Source organism: Chondromyces crocatus (genome assembly GCF_001189295.1).
Classification (GTDB): Bacteria; Myxococcota_A; Polyangia; order Polyangiales; family Polyangiaceae; genus Chondromyces; species Chondromyces crocatus.
Genome location: NZ_CP012159.1, coordinates 106,442 through 129,290, shown reverse-complemented (window position 1 = coordinate 129,290; position 22,849 = coordinate 106,442). Strand labels below are relative to the sequence as shown.

At 71.6% G+C, this 22,849-nt stretch carries 17 protein-coding genes; 3 read left to right on the top strand and 14 right to left on the bottom strand.

From position 1 onward, the window contains the following. Position 1 precedes the first annotated feature (1 nt). The 8 genes from CMC5_RS00410 to CMC5_RS00375 form a co-directional block, all read right to left on the bottom strand. On the bottom strand, positions 2-685 hold the full coding sequence (locus tag CMC5_RS00410; RefSeq protein ID WP_050428552.1) for a DUF2894 domain-containing protein: 684 nt from the start codon (positions 683-685) through the stop codon (positions 2-4). Next, positions 685-1,533 carry an OmpA family protein gene (locus tag CMC5_RS00405; protein ID WP_082362121.1) on the bottom strand — a complete coding sequence of 283 codons (849 nt, stop codon included), beginning with the start codon at positions 1,531-1,533 and terminating at the stop codon, positions 685-687. The genes CMC5_RS00410 and CMC5_RS00405 overlap by 1 nt, the downstream gene beginning before the upstream one ends. A gap of 6 nt (positions 1,534-1,539) precedes the next feature. After that, positions 1,540-4,914 (bottom strand): hypothetical protein, encoded by a 3,375-nt coding sequence (locus CMC5_RS00400; RefSeq protein ID WP_050428551.1) that lies wholly within the window; start codon positions 4,912-4,914, stop codon positions 1,540-1,542. 13 nt (positions 4,915-4,927) lie between these two features. Further along, a complete protein-coding gene (locus CMC5_RS00395) occupies positions 4,928-5,827 on the bottom strand; it encodes a DUF3348 family protein (RefSeq protein WP_050428550.1) in 900 nt (299 codons plus the stop codon). A 265-nt stretch (positions 5,828-6,092) separates the two neighbouring features. Continuing rightward, on the bottom strand, positions 6,093-7,430 hold the full coding sequence (gene mgtE, locus CMC5_RS00390; RefSeq protein WP_050428549.1) for a magnesium transporter: 1,338 nt from the start codon (positions 7,428-7,430) through the stop codon (positions 6,093-6,095). A gap of 118 nt (positions 7,431-7,548) precedes the next feature. Further along, a complete protein-coding gene (cysN, locus tag CMC5_RS00385) occupies positions 7,549-9,249 on the bottom strand; it encodes a sulfate adenylyltransferase subunit CysN (RefSeq protein WP_425394849.1) in 1,701 nt (566 codons plus the stop codon). After that, positions 9,246-10,154, bottom strand: coding sequence for a sulfate adenylyltransferase subunit CysD (cysD, locus tag CMC5_RS00380; RefSeq protein WP_050435613.1), 909 nt, complete (start codon positions 10,152-10,154; stop codon positions 9,246-9,248). Before cysD ends, cysN begins: the two co-directional genes overlap by 4 nt. A gap of 53 nt (positions 10,155-10,207) precedes the next feature. After that, on the bottom strand, positions 10,208-11,875 hold the full coding sequence (locus tag CMC5_RS00375) for an outer membrane protein assembly factor BamB family protein (protein WP_050428547.1): 1,668 nt from the start codon (positions 11,873-11,875) through the stop codon (positions 10,208-10,210). Between the two features lie 296 nt (positions 11,876-12,171). Between CMC5_RS00375 and CMC5_RS00370 the strand changes: the two genes are divergently transcribed. Beyond that, positions 12,172-13,083 (top strand): hypothetical protein, encoded by a 912-nt coding sequence (locus tag CMC5_RS00370; RefSeq protein ID WP_050428546.1) that lies wholly within the window; start codon positions 12,172-12,174, stop codon positions 13,081-13,083. A gap of 750 nt (positions 13,084-13,833) precedes the next feature. On the opposite strand, the gene CMC5_RS00365 is transcribed toward CMC5_RS00370, so the two are convergent. From CMC5_RS00365 to CMC5_RS00340, 6 genes are all read right to left on the bottom strand, one after another. After that, complete coding sequence (locus tag CMC5_RS00365; RefSeq protein WP_050428545.1) at positions 13,834-14,208, bottom strand: antibiotic biosynthesis monooxygenase family protein; 375 nt, start codon at positions 14,206-14,208, stop codon at positions 13,834-13,836. Between the two features lie 211 nt (positions 14,209-14,419). Further along, positions 14,420-15,460, bottom strand: a complete 1,041-nt coding sequence (locus CMC5_RS00360) for a Gfo/Idh/MocA family protein (RefSeq protein ID WP_050428544.1) — start codon at positions 15,458-15,460, stop codon at positions 14,420-14,422. Then, positions 15,457-16,608, bottom strand: a complete 1,152-nt coding sequence (locus tag CMC5_RS00355; RefSeq protein WP_245678193.1) for an ABC transporter ATP-binding protein — start codon at positions 16,606-16,608, stop codon at positions 15,457-15,459. Before CMC5_RS00355 ends, CMC5_RS00360 begins: the two co-directional genes overlap by 4 nt. Continuing rightward, the gene (locus CMC5_RS00350; protein WP_218920213.1) at positions 16,605-18,008 is read right to left on the bottom strand and encodes an ABC transporter ATP-binding protein; all 1,404 of its coding nucleotides are present in this window, start codon (positions 18,006-18,008) and stop codon (positions 16,605-16,607) included. Before CMC5_RS00350 ends, CMC5_RS00355 begins: the two co-directional genes overlap by 4 nt. Further along, positions 18,005-19,003 (bottom strand): DNRLRE domain-containing protein, encoded by a 999-nt coding sequence (locus CMC5_RS47145; protein ID WP_050428543.1) that lies wholly within the window; start codon positions 19,001-19,003, stop codon positions 18,005-18,007. Before CMC5_RS47145 ends, CMC5_RS00350 begins: the two co-directional genes overlap by 4 nt. A 188-nt stretch (positions 19,004-19,191) precedes the next feature. Continuing rightward, positions 19,192-20,199, bottom strand: coding sequence for a DNRLRE domain-containing protein (locus CMC5_RS00340; RefSeq protein WP_050428542.1), 1,008 nt, complete (start codon positions 20,197-20,199; stop codon positions 19,192-19,194). 927 nt (positions 20,200-21,126) lie between these two features. Here CMC5_RS00340 and CMC5_RS00335 point away from each other — a divergent pair. Together CMC5_RS00335 and CMC5_RS49070 are read left to right on the top strand one after the other, a co-directional pair. After that, the gene (locus CMC5_RS00335; RefSeq protein ID WP_063796189.1) at positions 21,127-21,960 is read left to right on the top strand and encodes an MOSC domain-containing protein; all 834 of its coding nucleotides are present in this window, start codon (positions 21,127-21,129) and stop codon (positions 21,958-21,960) included. A 117-nt stretch (positions 21,961-22,077) separates the two neighbouring features. Next, positions 22,078-22,848: a pentapeptide repeat-containing protein gene (locus CMC5_RS49070; protein ID WP_082362119.1), complete on the top strand. Its 771-nt coding sequence runs from the start codon at positions 22,078-22,080 to the stop codon at positions 22,846-22,848. Position 22,849 lies beyond the last annotated feature (1 nt).

Below are 22,849 nucleotides of genomic sequence, written 5' to 3'. Positions count from 1 at the left end.
TTTATTTACGCGTTCGCCGACGCGGCCGCCCGGTTTCCTGACCCTTTCGATCGGAGCGGATTTTCGCCGGAGCAAACGCTGCTTCGAGCGCGGCGAGATCCTCCAGCTCGTCCATCAGGGCGCGCACATATGCCGGTGACAGCCCCTCGGCGGTGAGCAGGGTCCGGGCGGCGATGGCGTGGGGGTTGTAGGGGCCCGCGTTCGGTGGCACCCGGTCGGCCGCGCGCGCCACCGCCAGCGTCGCCCGCGCGCTGCCGAGCGACTCTTTGAAGGAGACGGCCGCTTCGTCCCGCAAGCGCGCCAGCCAGGGACGCTTCGGTGTTTCCCGAGGGGTCAAGTTCACCCGGGGGCGCAGCCGTCGATGAGCGGCGCGCGTCACCTCCGCGAGATCCCCGCGTTCGAGCGCCGCCTGCACCTCGGCCGGCGCCTCCACCCCGGCATCGTCGAGCGCTTTCAGCGCCGCCGCGGCATCGCCCCGCTTGCGGACCAGCGCCGCCTCGAGCTGATCCAGTCGCGCTGACGCCCGCGACAGGAGCCGTGCCGCCGCCCCCCCGCCGAGCGCCTGCGCGCGCTCCAGCAGCGCCTCCGCGAAGCGAAACCCTGGCGGATCCATGCCGCGCGCCCCGTCGGCGCCGAGCTGCGCGAGCCGATGCTCCAGCGCCGGCCGCGCCTCGCCGGGATCCATCAACGCGCGTCTCCTTCGCCCACCCCTCCGGCCGGCGTCTTCTTCGAGGCGCCGCCGGACCCGCGCTGCGTGTCGTTCGTCTTCCCCGGTGCGCCGTTCGTCTCGACGACGCCCTCCGTCGCCCCCTGGCGCGGCGTCCCGCCGGCTCCGCTCAGCGTCCCGTCGGCCCCGCCCAGCGTCTCTGCGCCGAGGGACGGCAGTGTCTCCGTGCCATCGCCCGCCGCCTGTCGTCGCGGGATGGGCGTGATCTCCACCCGTCGGTTCTTCGCGCGGTTCTCTGCCGTGTCGTTCGGCGCCACCGGGTGCGTCTCGCCGAACCCCGCGGCGAACAAGCCGTCCGCCGGCACCCCTGCCGCCGCCAGCGTCCTCGTCACCGTGAGCGCACGCTGCACGGACAGCTCCCAGTTGTCCTGAAAGCTCCGGGCCGACGCCGCCACCGCCTGATCATCGGTGAACCCACTGACCATGATCAGCTCGTCGTGGTTCGCGAGGTATGCCTGGAGCGCCGGCGCGATCGACCCGAGCAGCGCCTTGCCCTCGGGCAAGAGATCGGCCGACCCCACCCCGAACAGGATGCTCCCGCGCAGCCCGATCCTTCCGCCGCTCAGCGTGATCCGTCCCTCGGCCAGCGGACCGGCCAGCGCTTGCTCCAGCGTCTCCAGCCGCGCGCGCTCCTCCGCGCGTGCGGCCCGCTCCGCCTCCAGATCCCCGGCCAGGTCCACCTGGAACGCCACCGCCCACACGAAGAACAGCACGAACAGCCCGAACAGGCAGGCCATCAGGTCGCCGAACACCGGCCAGATCGCGGCGAGCTCCGGCGTCTCCTCCTCGGCGGCGGGATCGATCATGACCCGTCAGCTCGACCTTCCCCGCAGCGCCCGCAGCTCCGAGAACAGCTCGCGCTGGAAGCGCAGCGAGTGGTCGAACACCTCGCGCGTCTGATCCAGGTACGTGCCCAGCAGGTCCGCCGTCTCTCCGCGCCCCTTGTGCTCCAGCGCTTCCTCGACCGCGCCCAGGCTGTCCAGCCACCGATCGCTGGCCTCGCGGTAGCGGTCCACGGCCGACGTGAACATCTCCGACACCGCCGCCATCTCGGCTCCACCGGCGCGCAGCAGATCGGCCGCCTCGTGGACGAGCGCGCCCGTCCCACGCAGCCCCTCGCCCAGCTCCCGCGCGTGCGTGGCCAGCCGCTCCGCGAGCACGCCGGCCTGCGCCGTCCGATCGCGCTCCAGCCGCTCCTCGAACCCGGCGATCCTCGCCGCCTGCGCCGCGAGCGCTGCCTGCGCCCCTTCGGCGAGGGCTGCCAGCCGTGCCTCGGCCTGCGCATCGAACGCCGCGCTCCGCTCCGCCGCCGCCTCCGCCAGCGCCGCCACCTCGGCCGCCTGCGCGCGTGCGTTCTCCGCCACGTCGCGTGATGCCTGATCCAGCCGCGCGATCAGTGCGTCCAGCCGCGTGTCCCGCTCGGCCTCCGCGCTCGCCCGCGTCGCTTCGCGCGCGTCCGCTGCCGCCTGTCGTGTCGCCTCGCGCGCGGCCGCCTCGGCGACCACCCGTGCCGCGCCTTCGGCTGCCTCGCCAGCGACCCGCGCCACCTCGCCCAGCGGTCCGGAGAGCGACGAGCCCACTGCCGTCAGGTGTGCCGCGAGGGCTGCCTCCAGCCGCTCGGCGCGCGTCGCCTCCGCCTGCGCCAGCCGCTCCAGGTGATCGTGCGCCGCCTCCAGCACCCGCCCTGCGTGCGCCTCCGCCCCCTCCGTCGCTGTCGCGAGGGCGCGTTGCGCGTCGGCGGCCTGGCCTTGCAGCACCGCGAGCCGCTCCAGCTCCACCTCGCGCAGGGCGGCGAGGTGCTGCTCCTGGCTCTCCCGCAGCACCGTGAACCGCTGCTCCTCGGCCTCGCTCAGCCGCGCCTCGGCACCCTGCAGCGCCGCCACGTGTTGCTGCTCCACCTCACGCAGCGCGGCGAGATGCTGCTCGTAGATGGCGCGCAACGCTTGCAGCCGCTGCTCCTCGGCCTCCGTCTGACGGGCCTCGGCGCGCTGCACCACCGCGAGGTGCTGCTGCTCCACCTCGCGCAGGGCGGCGAGGTGCTGCTCCTGGCTCTCGCGCAGTGCTGCGAACCTGCGCGCCTCCGCCTCCGTCTGCCACGCCTCGGCGCGCTGCAGCGCCGAGAGCAGCTTCTCGTGGGCCTCGCCCAGCGCGGCGAGCCGCTGCGCCTCCGACGCGCTCTGCCGCGCCTCGGCCTCACGCAGCGCTGCGAGCCGCTGCGCCTCGGTCGCTTGCAGCGCCGCGAGATGCTGCGCCTGGCTCTCCTGCAGCGCCGCGCGCCGCTGCGCCTCGACCTCCGCTTGCCACGCCTCGGCGCTCTTCAGCGCAGCGACCAGCCGCTCGTGTTCCTCGCGGAGCATGCTCAGCCGCCGCTCCTCCGCCTCGGCCTGCCGCGTCTCCACCGCACGCAGCGCCGCGAGCCGTTGCTCCTCGGTCACTTGCAACGCCGCGAGATGCTGCGCATCCGCCTGCTGGAGCGCGGCCACCCGTCGCCCCTCGGTCTCTTCCAGCACCGACAAGCGCAGCGTCTCCGCATCCACCTGGCGCGCCTCGGCCTCACGGAGCGCGGCGAGATGCTGCGCCTGCAAGCCCTGCAGCGCATCGAGCCGCTTCGTCTCTGCGTCCGCCTGGCGCGCCTCGGCCTCACGGAGCGCGGCGAGGTGCTGCGCCTGCAACCCTTGCAGCGCCTCGAGCCGCTGTGCCTCGGCCTCCGCGAGCCGGGCCTTCAGCTCTTCGATCGCCGCGTGCTGCTGCGCTTCGAGTGCCTTCAAGGTCCCGAGCCGCTGCGCTTCGGCCTCCGCTTGCCGCGCTTCCAGCGCCTGCAGTGCTGCGAGCTGCTTCTCTTGCGACGCCTGCAGCGACGCGAGCCGCTGTGCCTCGGCCTCGGCTTGCTGGGCTGCGCTCTCGCGGAGCGCCGTGAGCTGCTGCTCCTGCGCGCCTTGCAGCACATCGAGGCGCTTCGCCTCCGCCTCCCGCAGCGCGTGGAGCCGCCGCTCGTCCGCCGCCGCGATGTCCGCCCGACGCTTCTCCTCGGCCTCCGCCGCCTCGACGCGCCGCCGCTCCTCGGCCGCCGCGAGGGACGCTTGCAGCCGCCCCTCGACCGCCGCGGCCTCCTCGCGCCGCTTCACCTCGGCGGCCTCGACTGCGGCGAGCCGCGCCACCTCCGCCGCTTCCGCCTTCGCCACCCGCCGCGCCTCTGCGGCCTCCGCGTCCTCGACCCGCCGCGCCTCGGCCGCGCGCCGCGCGTCCGCGTCCTCGTCGAGCCGCCGCGTGATCCGCGCGACCGCGTCCCCCGCGATCGTGCCCGCCCGGTCCATCGCTTGCGTCACCACCGGCTCCGCCACCGACGCCACCGCCTCGGCCGCGCGCCCCACCCCGCCTGCAATCTCGGCGCGGATCTGTGACGCCGCCTCGCGCCACACCTCGGCGCTCTGCTTCGTCGCCTCCGCCGCCTCGCGCTGCCCGGCGTCGAGCCGCGCCTCCAGCGCCGCGAGCCGCGTCCCGAGCGCCTCGGCCGCCGCGGTCTGCGCGAGCCCCTGTGCGGCCAGCGCCTCCAGCGCCGCCAGCTGCCGCCCGGCCATCGAGAGCGGCGCGAGCGCCACCACCGCCCAGCGCTGGAACGCCGCTGCGAACTGCCCCTCGGCCCGCCGCACCAGCACCCCACCGAGCCCCAGCATCGCCGACGCCGACACGCCTGCCGCCGACGTCCCGAAGGCCCGCGACAGACCCTGCATCGGCGCCGCCAGCCCCGTGCGCAGCGCCTCCACATCGCCGCTGCCGCCGAGCGCCTCCCGCGCCCCGCGCAGCGTCTCGAACAGCCCGAGGAAGGTCCCCAGCAGGCCGATCATCACCAGCAGCCCGACCAGGTACGACGTGAAGGGGACCGCCGCCCCGCCCGCCCCGCCCGTCGCGCTCCCGGCGATCCGCGCCTCCAGGAGCCCTCGCAGCCCCGGGCTGCTTTTCTCGATCGCCTCGCGCGTCGCGGGCGATGGCAGTTTCGCAAGCTCCACCCGCAGCCGTGCCGCGCGCGTCGCCCGCACGAACAGCTCCACCACCCCGAGGCCGAGCCCCAGCGCGATGAGCAGCACCAGCCCGTGCGCGAGCGGGTCCGACCCCTGGTAGACCGCCGCGGCCCGCGCCACGATGGCGAGCCCCACGGCGCCGGCGACGAGCACTCCGATCCGCGTCATCCCAGCCGCTCCCTCATCCAGCGTACGGCGCGAGGGGCATGCCGGCCGCGTCGACCAGCGCCACGAGCCGCCGGGTCTGGTGCGTGAACACCGCCTCCACCACCCGCCGCATCCGTTCCATCTCCCCCCTCACCCAGCCCCGATCGCCGAACCAGCCTTGCAGCTCCGGCGGCTTCACCTCGTCCGGCAGCGCCCCCACCGCCACGTGCAAGCTCTGCCCGAAGCAGCGCCCCAGCGCGGGCGCCAGCTCGCCCAGCACCCGCTCCCGACCCTTCTCGGTCGCGCGGCCGATCATCGTGTCGAGCTGCTCCAGCCGCGCCGACTCGGGCCCGAACGCCCGCAGCCCGGGCGCGATCTCCTGCCGCAGCGACTGCACCTCGAAGCGGATCCGCGTGAACATCCGCCCCACCAGCTCGCCGAACGGCTCCCAGATCGCCGTCACCGCCCCGGCCGAGATCCGCCGCGACGGTCCCAGCATCCCCGTCTGCTCCAGCAGCGCGAACATCTCCCGCGGACCCGGCACCCGGTTGCGCCGGTGGAACGGCTCCTCGAACGTCTTCTGCACGGTGCCCGCCAGCTCCAGCAGTCGGTCCTCCACCACCGCGCGCATCGCCGACGCGGCCCCCAGCCCGTTCCGCTGCCCGCGCAGGGGCAACGCCGGCGGCGTGGCCGCCTGGTTCTCCAGCTCCCGGGCCAGCGCCACGCTCCCGTGCAGGTCCATCAACCGCGCCAGGTGCTCTGCCGGATCCTCCGCAGGCGGCGCAGGGGGCGCTTGTCCCCGCCCTCGCGTCGGCGCGGGCGCGGGCGCGACCGGCACCGTCGTCAGCGCGGACGCGGTGTGCGCGAGGGACCCTCCCAGGTGCAGGGCCAGCTCTCCGCGAAGAGGCCCGATGGCAGTGCGGTCCGGCGGCACGGGGCGCGGTAGTTACCCGCCGCAAGGGCCGGTCGCAAGCAGGAAACCCCGCCTCTCCAGCGCTGTGAGTGCTTGATTTCCATGCGATTCGCGTTCCGACCGTCGGATCCAGAGATCCACACCGTGATCCCCCCCACGACGCGCTGGCTCGGCTCGGTCGTGGCGCTTGCCTGCTCCGCCCGCTGACCGCGTGATTTTCCTGCGCCTCGTGGCGCCTCGCCACGACTTCGGGCCCCCCGCCGCGTGCCCTGCGCCACCTCGCCCGCTACAGCATCGTGCCGCGCAGCACCAGATCCGCGACGGTGAAGTAGATGACCAGCCCCGACACATCCACCAGCGTCGCCACGAACGGCGCCGACGCGCTCGCCGGATCGAACTTCAGCGCGCGGAGCAAGAACGGCAGCAGCGACCCTGCCAGCGTCCCGAAGATCACCACCCCCACCAGGCTGATCGACACCGTGGCCGCCACCCGCAGCCAGTGCTCGCCGTACGTGTGGAACAGCGCCTGCCACACGCTGATCCGCGCGAACCCGATCGTGCCCAGCACCAGCCCGAGCAAGAAGCCCGACGTCAGCTCGCGCCGCAGCACCCGCCACGCATCGACGGGCCGCACCTCCCCGAGCGCCATCGCCCGGATCACCAGCGTCGTCGCCTGCGACCCCGAGTTGCCGCCGCTCGAGATGATCAGCGGCACGAACAGCGCCAGCACCACCGCGCGCGCGATCTCGTCCTCGTAGCGTGCCATCGCCGTCGCCGTCAGCATCTCGCCGAGGAACAGCGCCGCGAGCCAGCCCGCGCGCTTGCGCACCATCTGGAGCAGCGGCGTCCGCAGGTAGGGCGCGTCGAGCGCCTCCATGCCGCCGAGCTTCTGGATGTCCTCCGTCGCCTCCTCTTCCACCACGTCGACGATGTCGTCGGCGGTGATGATGCCCTTCATCCGCCCCTCGGCATCGACGACCGGGATGGCCATCAGGTGGTGCTGCGAGAACACCCGCGCCACCTCCTCCTGGTCCATCTCCTCGCGCACCGTCACCAGATCGGTGCTCATCAGCTCGTGCACCTTCTGGGTGCCGCGCGTCGCGATGAGCTGCCGCAGCGAGATCACCCCGAGCAGCCGCTGCTCCGAGTCGAGCACGTACCCGTAGCTCACCGTCTCCAGGTCCGTCTCGGCCTGACGCCGCAGGTAGCGCACCGCCTCCTCGGCCGTCGAGTCGGGCCGCACCCGCGCGAACATCGGGCTCATCAGCCCACCGGCCGCGTCCTCCTCGTACGCGAGCAGCGCCCGCACCTCGTAGCGCGCCGCCACCCCAAGAAGCCCCAGCAGCTCGGCCCGGGCCCCCTCGTCCTCGACCTCTTGCAGCACGTCGGCCGCGTCGTCGGGCGCGAGCAGCCGCATCCACAGCCGCCGCTCCCCCGAAGGCAAGGCCAGCAAGAGCGCGGCCTGCTCGTGTGCCGGCAGCATCAGGAAGAACTCGTCGCTCTCCTCGCGCGGAAGCTCGTGGAACGCCGCGGCGCGCGCCTCGGGCTCCTCCAGCTCGGACCAGCGCTCGACGAGCTGCTCGGCGGTCGGCGTCTCGGGCACGTCTCGGGGCGGAGTGTCCATGGTCGCCCCTCCTGTGATGCCGCGCGGCCTCTTCCCGCCGCGGGATCCGTCGCCAGGGTCGGCGGATCCCGTCGGGCCGGCGGCGCGGCGGCCCCTCCGCGGACCGCGGAGCCCCCGGTCAGCGGATCACGTCGCGGACCCGGAGGGCGTGCAGCACGGCCTCGACCGAGGCCATCGGATCCCCCTCGTCGCAGCGGACCTCGAGGATCTGCGCATCCCCCAGCGAGGCGTGGGCGCCCGACAGCTCCACGGCGCCATCGGTCAGGACGAGGCTGATCAGCCCGAGGCTCAGTGACAGCTTCACGGCCGCGACGGAACGCGGCTCCACCACGTGCGCCGTGTACCCGTCGTCCCACAGCCGCCGCTCCAGCGCGATGGCCAGCTCGCTCCGGCGCTCGGCGCTCCCGCCCGTGAAGAAGACCGCCGCCGGCGACTGCCCGAGACGCGCCGCGCGCTCGGCGGCCGTCACCCGCCCTTGCGCGTGCCCTGGCTCGCCCGGGGCGGGCGGCTCGTCCGCGCCGGGCCCGAGGATCATCCCGGCGCCCACCGTCGCGTTGCTGAGCCGATCGATCAGGATGAACGCGCCGGTCGCGCGCTGATCGCGGTACGCATCGAACAGAAGCGGCCGGCTCGCGCTCAGCGTCACCCGCCCGATGTCGTTCAGGCCGAGGTGGTTGGCGGGGGCCCGGTCGAGCGAGTTCACGTCCACCCGCTCGTGGATCTCGCGCACCTCCGCCGGCACCGTGCGCGTCCCGTGCTTGAGCAGGTAGGCCCCGCGCAGCGCGAGCGGCCGCTCGTTCATCCACACCACCATCGCCTCGACCGAGCGCGCCACGTGCGGCAGCGCCTCCTCGTGGACCAGCGTGTCGCCCCGGCTCACGTCGATCTCGTCGGCGAGCGTCAAGGTCACCGCCCGCGGCGCGGACGCCTCCGGGAGGTCGCCGTCGAACGTCACGATGCGCTCCACCGTGCTGCTCTTCCGCGACGGCAGCGCCACCACCCGGTCCCCGCGCCGCACCGTGCCCGACGCGATCGTCCCGCTGAAGCCCCGGAAGTCGAGGTCGGGCCGGAGCACGTGCTGCACCGGGAAGCGCAGCGGCTGCTCCCCGCGCGCATCGCCGATCGGCACCGTCTCCAGGTAGTCGAGCAGCGGCGGCCCCTCGTACCAGGGCATCGCCTCGCTCCGGGTGACCACGTTGTCCCCCTTCAGCGCCGACAGCGGCAGGTAGTGGATCCCCTTGAACTCGAGCTTGCTGGCGAGCGCCTCGTACACCTCGCGGATGGTCGCGAAGACGGCCTCGTCGTAGCTCATGAGGTCCATCTTGTTCACCGCGACCACGATCTGCTGGATGCCGAGCAGCGAGGCGATGAAGCTGTGGCGCCGCGTCTGCGGCAGCACCCCGTAGCGCGCGTCCACCAGGATCACCGCGAGGTCGGCCGTGGACGCGCCCGTCGCCATGTTGCGGGTGTACTGCTCGTGGCCGGGGGTGTCGGCGATGATGAACTTGCGCTTCTCGGTGGTGAAGTACCGGTACGCGACGTCGATGGTGATCCCTTGCTCTCGCTCCGAGAGCAGCCCATCGACGAGCAGGCTGTAGTCGATCTCGCCGCCGGCAGCGCTCTTCTTCGCCGAGTCGCGGCGGAGTGCGTCGAGCTGGTCTTCGTAGACCATGTTCGCGTCGTGCAGGAGCCGCCCGATGAGCGTGCTCTTGCCGTCGTCCACGCTCCCCGCCGTCAGAAAGCGCAGGATCTCCTTGCGCTGGTGCCGTGCGAGGTAGGCGTCGATGTCGCTCGCGATGAGGTCCCGCTCGCCCATCAGAAGTACCCCTCGCGCTTCTTCGTCTCCATCGACCCCTTCTCGTCGTGATCGATCATGCGCCCCTGCCGCTCCGAGTGCTTGGTGAGCAGCATCTCGCGGATGATCTCCGGCAAGGTCGTCGCCGTCGATTCGATGGCGCCGGTGAGCGGGTAGCACCCCAGGGTCCGGAACCGCACGAGCTTCTCTTCCGGCTGCTCACCGGGGTGGAGCCGCATGCGCGCGTCGTCCACCATGATCAGCGCCCCGTCGCGCTCCACCACCGGCCTCGGCGCCGCGAAGTAGAGCGGCACGATCGGGATGTTCTCCAGGTGGATGTACTGCCACACGTCGAGCTCGGTCCAGTTCGAGAGCGGGAAGACCCGGATGCTCTCGCCGCGGTTGATCTTGCCGTTGTAGAGGTTCCAGAGCTCGGGCCGCTGGTTCTTCGGGTCCCACTGGCTCTGCCGATCGCGGAACGAGTACACCCGCTCCTTCGCGCGGCTCTTCTCCTCGTCGCGGCGCGCGCCCCCGAACGCCGCGTCGAAGCCCCACTTCTTCAGCGCTTGCAGGAGCGCGTGGGTCTTCATCACCGTCGTGTACTTCTGGCTCCCGTGGTCGAAGGGGTTCATCCCTTCGGCCTCCGGCTCGTGGTTCGTGTGCACGAGCAGCTCGAAGCCGTGCTCGCGGCACATCGCGTCGCGGAAGGTGATCATCTCCCGGAACTTCCACGTCGTGTCGACGTGCAGGAGCGGGAACGGCAGCTTGCCCGGGTAGAACGCCTTCTGGGCGAGCCGGAGCATGACGGCCGAGTCCTTGCCGATGGAGTAGAGCATCACCGGGTTCTCGAACTCGGCGACGACCTCGCGGAGGATGTGGATGCTCTCGGCTTCGAGCTGCTCGAGGTGGGTGAGATGGGGCTTCGGCATGACGCTGCGCGGCGCGGAGGGCACCGGAGCGGAAGATAGCGCGTCAGACCTCGCTAACGAGGCTGGAAAGTGGAAGAGCGCGCCCAGCGGAGCGGCACCGCGCCGAGATCGCCGCGGTTGTGGGGGCTCTCGCCCCGGAAGCGAGCGATCACGGGCTTCGCCGTCGCGCCCGTCTCGAAGCAGCGGAGCACCCCGTCGTTCGCGGCCACGAGCACCTCGTACGTCCCGTCGCCGTCCACGTCTGCGAGCATCGGCGACGCCTCGACGCCCCCGGGCAAGCTGGCCAGCTCGGCACGCCCCCCGTCCGCGTGCAGCGCCACCACCTTGCCCGCCTCCGTGCCCACGATGGCCTCCAGCTCCCCGTCGCCATCCAGATCGATGACCACCGGGCTCCCGCTCACCCGCCGCTCCGCCGCGCGGAACTCCGGCGCGACCGACCCCACCCCGAGGATCCCGTCGTCGTCGCCCCACCAGGCCGTGGGCGCGATCAGCACCCCGGGCCCCTCGGCAGCCGGAAGCGGCACCGGGCTCGCGAACAGCCCCTCGATGCCCCCGCCGTCCTGCTCCAGCACCTCGGCCCAGCGCTGGTGCCCCGTGCGCACGTCGAGCAGCGCGACGACGCCATAGGACCAGGCCGCGAGCACCTCGGGCGCGCCATCGCCGTCGATGTCGACGATCTGCGGCGACGCGTGCATCCCCGACGCGCTCACCGTCTGCCAGAGTACCTCCCCGTCCCGCCCGCGGTACGCCGTCAGCACCCCGTCCCGCGCCCCGGCGATGACGTCGTCCCGCCCGTCACCGTCCACGTCCACGATCGCCGCCGCGCCCACGAACCCGCGCGCCCCGTACTCGTTCTTGCCCGTCTGTGCCCTCCAGAGCGGCTCGCCCGTTGCCCCGTTGAGCGCAGAGAGCTGCCCCTCCTCGTCCCCCACGACGACATCGAGCTGCTTGTCCCCGTTGAGGTGCGCGAGCGCCGGCGCCGGCCGGACCTTGCCGCGGAGATGCGCTTGCCACAGCGATTTCCCCTCGAGCGTCGTGGCGATCACCTGACCGTTGTCGGTGGTGAAGAAGAGCCGGTTGCCGTCCACCGCGATGCCTCCGACATCGTGATCCCCGCGCCCTGGTGTGAAGAGGAGCTTGCGCTGACGGCCGGTCTTCGCGTCGAGCACGTACACCCCGTCGGTGGTCTCGAACGTGCCGTCGAGCGTGTCGCCGTGGGTGCCGATGACCACCGCGTCCTCGACGAGCGCCATCGTGGTGCGGAAGGTGGTCTTGCCGACGCGCGCCGTCCATCGCGTCTTGAGTGGCAGCTTGAGCGACGACCGGAGTGTGACCGTCCGCGCCTTCGGTGTGCTCCGGGAGGGGCGTGCCAGCGGCGTGACCGTCCGGCGCCCGCGCCGCTCGGTGGTCGCGTCGAGCAGCGGCAGGGGACCCTCGACTTCCTCGTCCCGCCCCTTCACCGCCTGCGTCGCCGGGTCGGGCGTGGTGATCTCGACGTGGGGCACGGGCGTCGTGGTGACCGTCGAGGTCCCCGAGGTGGTGCCACAGCCGCTCACGCCGCCCGCGAAGGCGAGGAGCGCCCAGGCTGCCCTCGGCACGGCGTCCTTCCTGCTCGGTGCCGGTGCCGCCGAGCGCTCGCGTGCCGCGAGGGTGAGCTCACGTCCCGCGGTGGAGCGCGGGGGGACGGGGCGCGGTGGGGCCGAGGCGTGGTCGTCGAGCATGGCGAAACCCTTCGCCGACCCTGCAGGCCGGGGCCGGAAGCCTGCCACGGACGGCGCGTCCCTGGACAGCCCCTGCTCGACGATTGGCACATCGCAATGAATCCCATCTGGCAATTGCGTGCTGATTGGCATTCGCGCGTCATCCATTGTGCTCCGCATTCACGCCAACCCTCCTTCCCTCTCCGTAATGAATCTCCGAGGCGCAGGAATCCCAGCCCGACCTCGCTGAACTCCTCGCTGCGGCTCGCCCGCGACGAGAGGCAGGCGGGTCTCTCCCTGCCCTCAGGAGGGATTGCATGCCGTCATTGACCCACGAAGCCTTGCTCCATCTCTTCCGGAGCCGGCCGGCGCTGGCCGCCGAGATGCTGCGCGACACCCTCGGCGCTCCCGTGCCGGCCTTCACCGAGGCGCGCATCGCATCCGCCGAGCTGACCGAGGTCATCCCCGTCGAGCGCCACGCCGACCTGGTGGTGTTGCTGCTGGAAGACTGCCCGGTCCTCGCCATCGTCGTCGAGGCACAGCTCGGTCGAGATTCCGACAAGGAATACGCCTGGCCTTCCTACGCGATCGCGGTGCGCTCTCGCTATCGGTGCCGCACCTGCCTGCTGGTGGTGACGACCGACCTGGCCATTGCGCGATGGAGCGCCGCGCCCATCGACCTCGGGCCACCCCGCTGGGTGCTGGAGCCTTACGTGCTCGGCCCGAAATCCATGCCATTGATCACGGATTCCGCAGAAGCCAAAGCGAGGCCAGAGGTTGCAGTCCTCTCCGCGATGGCGCATGGTCGAGGCTCGGACGGGCTGGCCATTGGCATTGCAGCGCTGGCCGCGGCAGCCGGTCTCGCTCCGGAGCAACAGCGGCTTTATGTGGACCTGGTGCTCTCCTCGGTGAATGAGGCCGCGAAGCGGAGTCTGGAGGAAATGATGAAGAGCGGACACGAATACCAGAGCGAATTCGCGCGCAACTACACGGCGCAAGGGCGAGACGAAGGCCTGCGGGAAGGGCGGGACGAAGGCCTGCGGGAAGGGGTCCTGCAGGGTAAAGCGCAGAGCGTGCTCGCCGTGCTGGAGGCGCGAGGGCTGGCCATTCCCGTCAGCGTCCAGGAGCGCGTGCTCGCCAGCGTCGACGTGGCCGAGCTGGAGGGGTGGATTCGTCGGGCGATGGTCGTCGGCGCTGCGGCGGACCTGTTCGCCACCACGCCCTCCTGAGCGCGGTCATGGCGCTTCCACCCACCGCCCTCCGTCCCTCGTGGACCGAGGGGCTCCTTCCCTCCCGCTGCACGTAACCTGGCCCCCCTCCAGCGGCAGCCCTGGGCGCGCCGAGCGTATCCCACCCGCGCCGAAAGGTCGTCCCCCGACCTGCCGCGCGTGCCGGACCCCCTTCGACTGGTCAGACACCCTGCGGTCACACGTGCAGGACCCTCTTCGACCGGTCGAACACCCTCAGGTCACACGTGCAGGACCCTCTTCGACCGGTCGAACACCCTGCGGTCACACGTGCAGGACCCTCTTTGACCGGTCAAACACCCTCAGGTCACACGTGCAGCACCCCCTTTGACCGGTCAAACACCCTCAGGTCACACGTGCAGCACCCCCTTTGACCGGTCAAACACCCTGCGGTCACGCGATTCCATCGAGAAAACGCGCAATTGCTCTCCCCTGGCCAGATCGACGCGACCCTCCTCGGAGCCTTTCTTCCCGCCTTGGACGCTCGAAATTCTCCTGGGGACGCTGCGACGATGCAGGCAGCACGTAGGGAACATCACGGGACTGCGCGAAGCTTCCACTCCGGGCGGCTGGCTTCGTGACGGGGTAGCGGACTCGTCCATGAGCGCGGCGCGCCTTGAAGGACGCTCGTCGGGACGGATTCTTGGTGCGCTTCGGGGAGAAGGGAGGAGGGAGGTGGCTCGCCTCCCCGCGCCCTTCATCGGGTGCGCCGAGAGGTCGCTCGCGCTGGCATCAGCCTTTGTCGGCGGGGCCGGTCTTCTCGTCGGTGCTGAGGAAGACCTCGTGGATCTCGAGCTTGTTCGGGCCGGCGAACATCTCCTTCGGGGCGCGGTTCTTGTGGGCCTCGGCGAAGGCGGGGCTCTTGGTCCAGGCGACGAAGTCCTCGAACGAGCGCCACCAGGTCTTCACCTCGTAGTAGCCCTGCGTCTCGGTGTCGGGCGCCCAGGTGCCGGTACTGTGATCGAGCTTCATCGGCTTCGGGCGGTGGACCTCGTTGCGGATGAAGCCAGGGGACTGGTCGATGAGGTGCGCGCGCTTGCGGAAGCGGTCCTCGAAATCGGCCTCGTGGCCCTCGGCGACCGGGATGCGGTTGGTGACGACGAACATGGTGCCCTCGTGGATGGGTGTGGCGCAGCGATGCTGCGGCGTCCGAGCGACGGTATAGCAGCCACCTGGCGCAGAGGGCGTCGATCGCGCGATGGGGCGACGATCGCGCGACGGGACGAAGGACGAAGAGGCGAGACGGACGGACACCGCGTGGAGGCGCCGCGGTGCGCAGGCTCCGGCACGAAGACGTCGCGGCGCGGGGCGAGATGGCTCAGCGGCGCGGGGCGCCGGGCCAGGTCTCGGGGCGGAGCCAGAAGTCGTCGGCGCGGCCGCCGTAGTAGGCGTCGAGCACGACGTCCATCACCCGTGAGGTGCGCGCGGCGGAGTAGCCGGTGCTGGGGCACTCGCCCTGGCCGCGGAGGTGGTCGACGATCGACTGGATGAGCGGCTGCTGGACGTGGAGTGGGTTCGGGCGGTTCATCGTCTCGATGCCGCTCTTCGTGATGAACTCCAGCGGCTCGTCGCCGAACGTCGACATGCGCAGGCGCGCGTCGGTGCCGGTGATCTCGATGACGTCTTCCTTCGCGTGGCCGCCGAAGTTCCAGTGCGCGATGCCGAGCGCGCCCTGCTCGGTGCGGAAGTGCAGCGCGATGTTGTCCTCCACCGCGCACGGCGTGACGACGTTCGTGGCCATGCCGGAGACGTTGCGCAGCGGGCCGAGCAAGAACTCCAGGAGGTCGAGCGTGTGGCAGCCGAGGTCGAGGAAGAGGCCGCCGCCGGAGTACTCCGGGCGCAGGCGCCAGGGGCGCTCGGCCGGGGTGCCGTCCCAGCGGGGGTGCGTGTAGCGGTAGCTGACGCCGGTGATCAGGCCGAGGCGGCCGCCGTCGATCTGCTCCTTGGCGGTGACGAAGCGCGGGAGCTTGCGCCGGTAGTAGGCGACGAAGAGGGGCACGTCGATGGCCTCGAAGGCCTCGTTCATGCGCTTGCACTCCTCGTAGTTGCGGGCCATCGGCTTCTCGACGTAGACGGGCTTGCGCGCCTCGCAGGCCATCAGTGCGATGTCGAGGTGCGTGCCCGGCGGGGTCGCGATGTAGATGGCGTCGACGTGAGGGTCGAAGATCAGGTCCTCGGCCGTCTCGTGGTAGCGCGGCACGTCGTGGCGACGGGCCCACTCCTGCGCGGCTCCCTGGGTCCTGCGCATGACGGCCGTGAGCAAGCTGCCCTCGGCCTTCTGGAACGCAGGGCCGCTCTTGATCTCGGTGACGCTGCCCGCCCCGATCATGCCCCAGTGGACGCTATGCAAGCGGTTCATACCGACGATCCATCGATGTTGGGATGCCAGCATGCCACGCGATGGTGGCTGCCGGGTACGATCTCCTCGAGGGGCGGCGTCTCGACGTCGCACTTTCCGGGCTCTGCGCTGGGGCAGCGTAGGCGGAAGACGCAGCCCGTGGGAGGCTGGATCGCGTTCGGGGGCTCTCCGGAGAGCGGCAAGGGCCTCCGGCGGGCCGCCCCGCTCGGGTCCAGGGCGGGCATGGCCTGGAAGAGCGCGCGGGTGTAGGGGTGGTGGCGCCGCTCTGCCACGTCCTGGGTGGGGCCCATCTCGACGATGCGGCCGAGGTACATCACGGCGAGGCGGTGGCTGACGTACTGCGCGACGCGCAGGTCGTGGGTGATGAACAGGTAGCTCGTGCCCAGGGTGTCCTGCCGCTCTTCGAGCAGGTTCAGGATCTGGGCCTGCACCGAGAGGTCCAGGGCGCTGACCGGCTCGTCGCAGACCACGAAGTCGGGCTTCACGACGAGGGCGCGGGCGATGCCGACGCGCTGGCGCATGCCGCCGGACAGTTCGTGGGGGAAGCGGTCGGCGAGGTCGGGGCGGAGGCCGACGTCCTGGAGGGCCTGGGCGACCTGCGCGTCGACCTCGCGTCGGGTCTTGGCCAGGCGGTGGATGGTGAGGCCCTCGCCGACGATCTCGCCAACGGTCATGCGCGGGTTGAGGGAGCCGTACGGGTCCTGGAAGACGAGCTGCATGCGGCGCCGGGTGAGGCGCAGCTCGCCCTCGGACATGGTGGAGAGGTCGCGGCCGTCGAACAGGACGCGGCCCATGGTGGGCTCGACGAGGCGGAGGACGGTGCGTCCGAGGGTGCTCTTGCCGCAGCCCGACTCGCCGACGAGGCCGAGGGTCTCGCCCTTGCGGATGTAGAAGGTGACGCGGTCGACGGCGTGCAGGAAGACGGGCCGTCCGAGCAAGCCGCGGTAGATCGGGTAGAGCTTGGAGAGCTTCTCCGCGTGGACGAGGGGGCGCTGGGGGCGAGCGCGCCGGACCGACATCACGGGCTCGTCCTGGGCCGAGGCGTCGGGCGGCGGCACGTCGCTGGGCAGGGGCGCGTCGGGCGGCGGCGCGTCGGACGGCGCCGGCGCGTTGGTCGGCGGCGAGGAACCGGGAGGCGAAGGGCTCACGGGGCCTCCTGGACGCGGGCGCTTTCTTCGGCGCGGGCGCCTTCGACGAGGAAGCAGCGGGCTTCGTGGGCCTCGTGGGCGCGGTGCGCGCTGTGGCGGGTCGGTGAGAGGGCAGGGGGCTCGCTGCGGCAGCGGTCGAAGACCTGGGGGCAGCGGTCCTGGAAGTTGCAGCCCGTGAGCACGGTGCGGGGATCGGGCAGGGCGCCGCCGAGGGTGGGGAGCGGGGGGCGGCGCTCGCCGCGGACGCGGTAGGCGCTGCGGCCGATGGGGGGGACGCTGCGGAGCAAGGCCTGGGTGTAGGGGTGCGCGGGCGCGTGGAGCACGCGGGCCGCGGGGCCGCGCTCGACGACGCGGCCGGCGTACAGGACCACGAGGTCGTCGGCGAGGGTGGCGACGAGGGCGAGGTCGTGGGCGATGAGCAAGAGGCTCAGCCCGAGATCGGCGCGGAGCGCGCCGAGCAGGGTGAGGATCTGCGCCTGGGTGGCCATGTCCAGTGCGCTGGTGGGCTCGTCGGCGATGAGCAGGGAGGGACCCGGCGCCAGGGCGATGGCGATCATGACCCGCTGGCGCATGCCGCCGGAGAGCTCGTGCGGGTAGCTGTCGACCTGACGCTCGGGCTCGGAGAAGCCGACCCGGCGCAGCCAGTCGATGGCCTGCCGCCGCGCGGCGCCGCGCGAGACGGGGGCGTGGAGCTGGATGGCTTCGCCGATCTGCGTGCCCACGGTGTAGACGGGGTTGAGGGAGGTGGCTGGCTCCTGGAAGACCATGCCGATCTTGCCGCCGCGCACTTTGCAGAGTTCGCGTTCGGAGAGGGCGCGGAGGTCCTGGTCGCCGAGCTGCACGGTGCCGCGTTCGAGGGTGGCGAGGCGAGGCAGGAGGCCGAGGATGCTCAGCGCGGTGAGGCTCTTGCCGCTGCCCGACGCGCCCACGAGCGCGACGGTGGCGCTGCGGGGGACGTCGAAGCCGACGCGGTCGAGGACGCCACGGCGCACGCCCTGCTCGGTGAAGGCGAGGGTGAGATCGCGGATGCGGAGGAGCGGCTCGGTGGCGGTCGCGGCGGTTGCGGCGGTCGCGGCGGTCGCGCTCTCTTCTGCCTGCGCGATGGCGTCGGTCGGTCCCGCCGTCGGTGGCGTCGCGGGAGGGCGGACGGTCTGCGCGGGGCGGGTGAGCGGGATGGGCAGCGCGGTGATGCGCTGGGGATCGCTGGGCGCGACGTCACTGGAGATGGGCGCGCTGGGTGCAGGTGCGCTGGGCGTGGGCAGGCTGGGCGCGCTGGGAATGATCACGCTGGGCGCGGGGGCCGCTGGATCCGCGGCCGGCGGGGAGGTCTTTTGAACCAGCGGGATGGGCAGCGAGGTTGCTCGGTCCGGGTCGCTGTTGCGCTCACCGTCGTCGCTCACCGGAGGTACACCTCGAGCCTCGGTCCGAGCCCGTCCGTGATGCCCAGGGAGCAGGCGACGCCCACGGGGTCGTCGCCCGAGGCGAGCAGGGCGATGCCGTGGTCGTCGCGTGCGCGCGCTGCCCAGGCGCGCACGAGGTCGGTGACGTCGATGCGAACGGGGGAGAGGGGGAGGCGGCGCGCCACGGCGGCGAGGCCCGGAATGGACAGGCGCGGCTGGCGGCCCCAGCTCACGGTGTCGGCGCTCCAGGGGTCGAGGATGCGCGCCACCTCGAGCGGGATGTCCTGTGCTGCGGGGGGCGCGCCTTCGACCGGGTCGAGGAGCAGGAACGCCGAGGTGATGTCGGCGTTGTCGGGCCAGGTTGCCGCGAACCGGAAGAGCAGCACGGTGCGGCCCGTCGAGGCTGCGCCCAGGGCAATGGCCTCGGGCAGGCGGGTGGCGCCGGTGGGCGCGTTGCGGTTCGGGTCGACGCGGGTGGCCGTGGCGCCGAGCGCGCCGGTGGCGGTCGCGCCGGTGGCGGTCGCGCCGGTGGCGGTCGTGCTGGTGGCGGTCGCGCTGGTGGCGGTCGCGCTGGTGGCGGTCGGGTCGCCGTCGGCACCGGCGATCCGCGTCGAGGGGAGGTCTGTGGCGTCCTTGCCCGTCGAGGCACCCTCCGTTGCGCCGCTGCCCGCGGGGCGGGCGCCGGTCGATCCGCGCTGGTGCGAGGAGCCGCTGGCCGCTGGGGTGGACGGACGCGGGGAGAGGTCGAGCGGTGGTTCGGGGCGGACGAGCCCTCGGGCGCTCACCACCGCGATCTCTTCGGGCTGGAGCATCAGCCGCTGGGTGTCCGGCGGCGCCAGGGGCGCGGTGGTCGGGCGGCATCGCCCCGCCATGCAGTAGCCTGGCGTGCACGTCCCCGCGCCGGCGCAGACTGGCGGATCGGGCGAGGCTGCGCAGCCCAGGGCGACGAGGGCGAGCAGGGAAGCGAGGCAGGCGGTGGAGGAGAGGCTCCGCACAGCGGTGTCGGACGTTAGCAGAGCAGGGCCCGACCGTGGGAGGGCGCCGGTCGGGCCGCTGTCGATGCTGCGTGGCGCGCTGTCGATGCCGCGTGGGGCGACAGGGGGGAGGAAGAGGCGGGGGCGTCAGGCGTGCGCGCGGGCGGCCGCGCGAACCCTGGAGCGCGCGCGGTCCGTGGGTCGGCGCGTCAGTTCGAGCAGACGATCTCGCTCACGCCGGAGACCGCGCACCAGTTGCCCCAGTTGTACTGGACGCTGCCCTGCGAGTTGAACAGGTGGCAGTTGTTGAACCCGGTGCAGGGACCCTGGGCGCCGTAGGAGACCAGGTTCGAGTAGCCGTTGATGTTGCAGGCCCAGAGCGCGCAGGTGGCGGCGTCGCCGCAGCCGTTGAAGCCCGAGCAGGCCCCGTGGTGGCCGTAGGCCTCGCCGGGCGCGGTGATGGAGACACCCGCGCTGGCGCAGGGGGAGCAGGGGCCGCCGCAGTCGACGCCGGTCTCGCCCTGGTTCTGGATGCCGTCGGAGCAGGTGGGCGCCGTGTAACACACCCGCAGGCTGGGGCGGTTGGCGAGGGTGGTGTTCTCGCTGCTCCGGAACTCGGTCTTGTTCGTGAGGGGCTCCTTGAGGAGGACGCCGTGGTTGCCATAGTCACCATCCACCCAGCCCTGCGCGAGCGCGGTCAGATCGACGGAGCGAACGCCGCTGCCGCTCGTCGCGTTGATCGTGCCGGCGAGCGCCGGATCGAAGGAGCTGCTGATGTTGTTCCAGGTCACCGTGTTCTCGGACCACGCGGCGGTGATCCGGTGGACGTCCACCGTGCTGTTCGAGGCCTTGTAGATCTGCGAGATGTTCAGCGTGGCCGAGTCGATGACCGAGTCGGCAGGGATGAAGCCGAGATCGAACTGGAGGACGGACCGCTTGTCCTCGCCGCTGGAGAGGCCGGTGTAGAGAACGTAGTAGCTGCCGGTGTTGTAGGTCGGCGCAAGTTCGGCGATGTAGGCATCCTGGACCGTGCCGAAGAGCCCGCGCTGCACGTCCACGCACGTGGAAAGTGCCTGCTCGGCCTGGGCCAGCGGGCCATGGGAGAGGACGACGCCATCCTCACCATTGAAATTCTCGGTCGACAGATCACCGGCGGCACACGCCGGAATGGTGAGGGTGGAGAGCAGCGCGCAGATGATCTTGGTCGTCCTGTTCATAATGGTCCGTCCTCTCAAAAAGTAAATTGAAGCCCCAGCCTCTCCGCTTCGGGCAGCCAGGGCATCCGGCAACCCATCATTGGGGGCATGCATCCCATTCGCGCTGGAGCGTATGCGATGGGTAATGGTGCGAGGGGAACATCGCTTGTGGTCTCTCCTCTGTCAACGAGAAAGCTCGGGAGTTTCGTGAATGGTAATGGGCAATAGGCCCTGCGACGATTGTCCGCATCGATTCTCGATCTCGATTGCTCGGCTCCCTTCGATCGGGGTACGCTGAACGGTTTTGCCGCCGTCCGTTCGGCGGGCTACGCGCCAGCGTGGGTGGCTGTGCCCTGGTCGTCGGGAGGGCGGAGTCATTCCGGCCCTCACGGGGCGGCGGGGTTCTGTTCGGCATTGCGGTGATCCGTGGGGGTCGGGGCAGTCCGTCTCGCGTCGTCGGTCTGGCGAAGCGAGCGCTGCCGTGACGATGAGGCTCGGCTTTGCCAAAGCGATGCCAATGGTCGAGCCGCCCGAGGGCACGTGACGGTGACGACGAAACGCCGGGTCTGTCCGGCGTTTCCGGCGCGGTTTCACGCCGTTTTTTTCGAGCATTCGACGGGGGGTCATCACGGGATGGCGGGGACACCCCAGAAATGGGTCGTCCAGACGTGACGCGACGTCGAAGCGATAACGATTGCGTATGGGTTGAATGGGCGGTTACCCTGGTCGATTGGCCTCGCGTCGGTCGGCGCGTCGAGGCGCGCCCTGGGCGAGCGAGGGCGGCGTCGTGCCCTGCGGTCCAGGTGGGCGCCGAGGCGCGGGGGCTCACGTGACGCGGTGAGCCGGAGCGGGGTCCCCGGGGGCGAGCGACGTCGTGATGCGGGTGAGGTGAGCGGGGTCAGGGAGGGCGCGCTGCGATGGGTGGGGTGGGGTGGTAGGCTTCCTCGAATGGATGAGGTGCGGATCAGCGGCCTTCACATCTATCCGTTGAAATCGGGGAGGGGCCTTGCAGTGGCGGAGGCGGAGGTCGGGGATCGCGGCTTCGTCGACGATCGGCGCTTCATGGTGGTGGACGAGCGCGGGCGGCTGATGTCTCAGCGAGAGCAGCCCCGCATGGCGCTGATCGAGGTGACGATCCGGGGAGAGGGGCTGGTTCTTTCGGCACCAGGGGTCGGGGGGGTGGAGGTGTCGCTCCGACCGCGCGAGGGGGTGCCGCGTCGGGTGCAGGTCTGGGCGGACGACTGCGATGCGATCGCGGTGAGCCCCGAGGCCGACGCATGGCTACAGCGTCATCTGGGGGTCTCCTGTGCGCTGGTCTACATGCCGGATGCGTCGTTCCGCGCCGTGGATCCGGACCACTCGGCACCGGGAGACCAGGTGAGCTTCGCGGATGGGTTTCCGTTTCTCCTCGCGTCACGGGCGTCGCTGGAGGATCTGAACGCGCGGCTGGCGCAGGGAGGCGCGACGCCGGTGTCGATGGACCGCTTCCGGCCCAACCTGGTGGTGGAGGGATGCGCGCCGTATGCCGAGGATCGCTGGCGCGAGCTGGAGATCGGCGGGGTGCTGTTCGAGGTGACGAAGCCGTGTGCGCGGTGTGTGATGGTGACGGTGGATCCGGCGCGCGGGGTGACCGGCAGAGAGCCGCTGGCCACGCTCGCCACGTACCGCAAGCACGATGGCGAGGTGATGTTCGGGCAGAACCTCGTGCACCGTCGGCGCGGGGTGATCCGGGTCGGCGATCGCGTGCGTCTGCTCGACGCTCGGGACACCGGGCGCGCCTAGCGGGTGGCCTTGCTGCGGGTCGGGCGGGCCGAGGCGGGTTTCTTCGAGGTGGGCTTCTTCGCCGTGGTGGTCTTTCGGGTGGCGGCCTTGGTGGAAGGGCCTTTCCCGTGAGTCGACTTGCGGGCGGCGGTCTTCCTGGGAGGTGACTTCTTGGAGGCTGACTTCTTGGAGGCTGACTTCTTGGAGGCTGACTTCTTGGGGGCTGACTTCTTGGGGGCTGACTTCTTGGGGGCTGACTTCTTGGAGGTCGGCGCCTTGGAGGCCGACTTCTTGGAGGTCGGCGTCTTGGAGGCCGGCTTCTTGGAGGCCGGCTTCTTGGAGGCCGACTTCTTGGAGGCCGGCTTCGTCGTGGTCTTCTTTGTCGGCGCGGCGGCTGCGGGGGCAGCGGAGGAAGGGCGATGGGCGGCGCGCGGGCCGAATGCGTCGTGCTGCGCTTCCGGCGTGAGTTCCTGCGCCTCGGGCAGGTCGGTGGCGTTGCGCAAGACGGATGTGTCTTCGTGCAGCATCGCCTGGATCTCCGCAGCGAAGAGCGCGGCGCGCTGGCCCACGTCGGAGGCGTCCTTGTCGGAGAGCGGTGTGATCGCGACCAGGAGGCGCTGGTCGTCTTCGAGGCTCCATGTGGCGCTGCAGCCGCCCTGGCGGAGGATGCGGGCGGCGGCGGCGTCGATTCTCGGTCGAAGTGCGGCGAGCCGCGCAGCGGGGAGGGCTGGGGAGAGCTGGATTTCACGCTTCAGCGTGGGCAGGGAGACCACATCGGCGCTCACCAGGTCGGCCAGCTCGTCGGCGACCGCTTGTTCGAGGTCGAGTCGTGACTCGGGATCGGCGACGGTGATCGAGAAGGTGGACTCGGAGAGCGAGAACGTTGCTTCGTGGGCGTCGGGCTCGTAGG

Bases quoted from the DNA above. Each gene is read 5' to 3' on its own strand.
- CMC5_RS00410 (WP_050428552.1), bottom strand. From the start codon at position 685: ATGGATCCCGGCGAGGCGCGGCCGGCGCTGGAGCATCGGCTCGCGCAG.
- CMC5_RS00405 (WP_082362121.1), bottom strand. From the start codon at position 1,533: ATGATCGATCCCGCCGCCGAGGAGGAGACGCCGGAGCTCGCCGCGATC.
- CMC5_RS00400 (WP_050428551.1), bottom strand. From the start codon at position 4,914: ATGACGCGGATCGGAGTGCTCGTCGCCGGCGCCGTGGGGCTCGCCATC.
- mgtE (WP_050428549.1), bottom strand. From the start codon at position 7,430: ATGGACACTCCGCCCCGAGACGTGCCCGAGACGCCGACCGCCGAGCAG.
- cysD (WP_050435613.1), bottom strand. From the start codon at position 10,154: ATGCCGAAGCCCCATCTCACCCACCTCGAGCAGCTCGAAGCCGAGAGC.
- CMC5_RS00375 (WP_050428547.1), bottom strand. From the start codon at position 11,875: ATGCTCGACGACCACGCCTCGGCCCCACCGCGCCCCGTCCCCCCGCGC.
- CMC5_RS00370 (WP_050428546.1), top strand. From the start codon at position 12,172: ATGCCGTCATTGACCCACGAAGCCTTGCTCCATCTCTTCCGGAGCCGG.
- CMC5_RS00365 (WP_050428545.1), bottom strand. From the start codon at position 14,208: ATGTTCGTCGTCACCAACCGCATCCCGGTCGCCGAGGGCCACGAGGCC.
- CMC5_RS00360 (WP_050428544.1), bottom strand. From the start codon at position 15,460: ATGAACCGCTTGCATAGCGTCCACTGGGGCATGATCGGGGCGGGCAGC.
- CMC5_RS00340 (WP_050428542.1), bottom strand. From the start codon at position 20,199: ATGAACAGGACGACCAAGATCATCTGCGCGCTGCTCTCCACCCTCACC.
- CMC5_RS00335 (WP_063796189.1), top strand. From the start codon at position 21,127: ATGGATGAGGTGCGGATCAGCGGCCTTCACATCTATCCGTTGAAATCG.